This window comes from Mesorhizobium sp. M7A.F.Ca.CA.002.04.1.1 (genome assembly GCF_004022805.1).
Taxonomy (GTDB): Bacteria; Pseudomonadota; Alphaproteobacteria; order Rhizobiales; family Rhizobiaceae; genus Mesorhizobium; species Mesorhizobium ciceri.
In genome coordinates this window covers 1-2,915 of sequence record NZ_RZPL01000703.1, presented here as the reverse complement: position 1 = coordinate 2,915, position 2,915 = coordinate 1, and the positions used below count along the sequence as shown (strand labels likewise).

Here is a 2,915-nt window from a genome sequence, read left to right as displayed (position 1 = left end):
CTCTTGGCGTTGCCGGTGTTGAGCGTCGTTGCCGGCTCGAACATCAGCACCACGGGCTCAACGGTGAGCGAGCGCGGCCGGTGTTCGACGCCGCGCGGCACGACGATGAAATCGCCCTCGCCGAGTTCGACCGGGCCGTCGCGGAAATCGATGGCAATACGCCCACGCAGCACGAGGAAGGCTTCGTCCTCATTGTCATGCGCGTGCCAATCGAAGACCTCGCCGAACTTGGCGACCTTCGCCTGGCTGTCGTTGACGTCGCCGGCGATATGCGGATCGAAGACCTTCTTGATCTTTTGATCCGCAGCCTCGACCAGGTTTATCTTATGCGGAGGCACCAGATCAGCCCTTCACCGCCGCCACGATCTTCTTGGCTGCATCGTCGAGATCGTCGGCCGACACCACGTTCAGGCCGCTGTCGTTGATGATCTTCTTGCCCAGCTCGGCATTGGTGCCTTCCAGGCGCACCACCAGCGGCACTTCCAGGCCGACTTCCTTGACCGCGGCAATGACGCCCTCGGCAATGATGTCGCACTTCATGATGCCGCCGAAGATGTTGATCAGGATGCCCTTGACCGCCGGATCCCTGGTGATGATCTTGAACGCCGCCGTCACTTTTTCCTTGGACGCACCGCCGCCGACATCGAGGAAGTTGGCGGGTTCGGCGCCATAGAGCTTGATGATGTCCATCGTCGCCATGGCAAGGCCGGCGCCGTTGACCATGCAGCCGATATTGCCGTCGAGCGCGACATAGGCGAGGTCGTATTTCGACGCCTCGATTTCCTTCTCGTCCTCTTCGGTGGTGTCGCGCAGTTCGAGCACGTCGGGGTGACGGAACAGCGCGTTGTTGTCGAACGACACTTTTGCGTCGAGCACGCGCAGCCGGCCGTTCTTCATGACGATCAGCGGATTGACCTCGAGCAGGCTCATGTCCTTCTCGACGAAGGCCTTGTAGAGGATCGGGAACAGCGTATCGCCGTCCTTGGCCGCATCGCCGTCGAGCTTGAGCGCGCCGTTGAGCGCCTTCAGGTCGGCTGAAGTGACACCTTTTTCCGGGTCGATGGCGACGGTGATGATCTTTTCCGGCGTGTCATGCGCGACCGCCTCGATGTCCATGCCGCCCTCGGTCGAGACGACGAAGGCAATGCGGCCGACCGAACGGTCGACCAGGATCGACAGATAGAGCTCGCGTTCGATGTCGGCGCCGTCTTCGATATAGAGGCGGTTGACCTGCTTGCCGGCCGGGCCGGTCTGCTTGGTCACCAGAGTGTTGCCCAGCATCTCGTTGGCGTTGGCGACGACATCGGCCACCGATTTCGCCAGCCGCACGCCGCCCTTGGCGTCCGGGCCGAGCTCGGTGAATTTGCCCTTGCCGCGGCCGCCGGCATGGATCTGGCTCTTCACCACATAGAGCGGGCCCGGCAGCGCCTTGGCGGCGGCTTCCGCTTCGCTCGCCTTGAACACCGGCACGCCTTCGGCCACCGGCGCGCCGAACGACTTCAGCAGTGCCTTGCCCTGATACTCATGGATGTTCATCTGTATGGTCTCCGGATCGACTGGGGGTTCACTTACTGGAGATTCATTTGGAGGCGAGTTGCGGCGCGATCTTGACGCAGGCCTCGGTCAGGCCCTGCACCGTCGCCACGGAGGAGTCGAACATCTTCTGCTCGCTCTTGTTGAGCTCGATCTCGATGATGCGCTCGACGCCGCCGGCGCCGATCACCACGGGAACGCCGACATAGGTATTCTTGACGCCATACTGGCCGGAGAGATACGCCGCACAGGGCAGCACGCGCTTCTTGTCCTTGAGATAGGCTTCGGCCATCGAGATCGCCGAAGCGGCCGGCGCGTAATAGGCCGAGCCGGTCTTGAGCAGGCCGACGATCTCGGCGCCGCCGTCGCGGGTGCGCTGCACGATCTGGTCGAGCTTCTCCTTCGAGGTCCAGCCCATCTTGATGAGGTCGGGCAGCGGAATGCCCGATACCGTCGAGTAGCGGATCATCGGCACCATGGAATCGCCGTGGCCGCCGAGCACGAAGGCGGTGACGTCCTCGACCGAGACCTTGAATTCCTCGGCCAGGAAATAGCGGAAGCGCGCGCTGTCGAGCACGCCGGCCATGCCGACGACGTGGCTGTTGGGCAGGCCTGAGAACTTCTGCAGCGCCCACACCATGGCGTCGAGCGGGTTTGTGATGCAGATGACGAAAGCCTTCGGCGCATACTTCTTCAGCCCGGCGCCGACCTGCTCCATGACCTTAAGGTTGATGCCCAGAAGGTCGTCGCGGCTCATGCCGGGCTTGCGCGGCACGCCGGCGGTGACGATACAGACGTCGGCGCCTTCGATGCCGGCATAGTCGTTGATGCCGGTGAGCCTGGAGTCGAAGCCATCGACAGGCGACGACTGCGCGATATCGAGCCCCTTGCCCTGCGGGATACCTTCGGCAATATCGAACAGCACCACGTCGCCGAGGTCCTTGAGGCCGATCATGTGAGCGAGCGTGCCGCCGATCATGCCAGAGCCGATAAGCGCTATCTTGTTGCGTGCCATGTGAGGATGTTTTCCCTTTGTCGGTGACGACGTCTCAAATCTCTGTGACTTGATGGCGGCGTCGAAGAAGAGGCCGGAATGCTGCGGGGAACCGCGAATTTTCGCCGCACCCAATAGCCCCGGCACGGAAAAAATTCAAACGATTATTTTGGCGTCAGTGTTTTCAATCGGTTAGATCATTTGGGATTTACGTAAACGTCAAAGTTTGTAAGCCGACTTGGGAGGAAATAACCGACGAAGATGGAAATCGTAAGGCTGAATGCGGGTAATGACGCCCTTGTGATGCGGGTGGCCGAGGAGGTTCGAGTTGTAGACGTTGGCATGACAGAGAGGGGCAAAGGATCGCTACCGATGCATTCCCTGGAAA

3 protein-coding genes are annotated in these 2,915 nt (G+C 61.3%); all 3 read right to left on the bottom strand.

Going from position 1 to position 2,915, the window contains the following annotated elements; all coding sequences use genetic code 11:
• The coding region (locus ENZ75_RS27075; RefSeq protein ID WP_164888030.1) for a cupin domain-containing protein at nt 1-338 on the bottom strand (338 nt) is incomplete at its 3' end.
• A gap of 4 nt (nt 339-342) precedes the next feature.
• Nucleotides 343-1,536 carry an ADP-forming succinate--CoA ligase subunit beta gene (gene sucC, locus ENZ75_RS27070; RefSeq protein ID WP_024504973.1) on the bottom strand — a complete coding sequence of 398 codons (1,194 nt, stop codon included), beginning with the start codon at nt 1,534-1,536 and terminating at the stop codon, nt 343-345.
• Between the two features lie 43 nt (nt 1,537-1,579).
• Entirely contained in the window at nt 1,580-2,548 is a 969-nt protein-coding gene (mdh, locus tag ENZ75_RS27065; protein WP_013528846.1) for a malate dehydrogenase, read from the bottom strand.
• Nucleotides 2,549-2,915 lie beyond the last annotated feature (367 nt).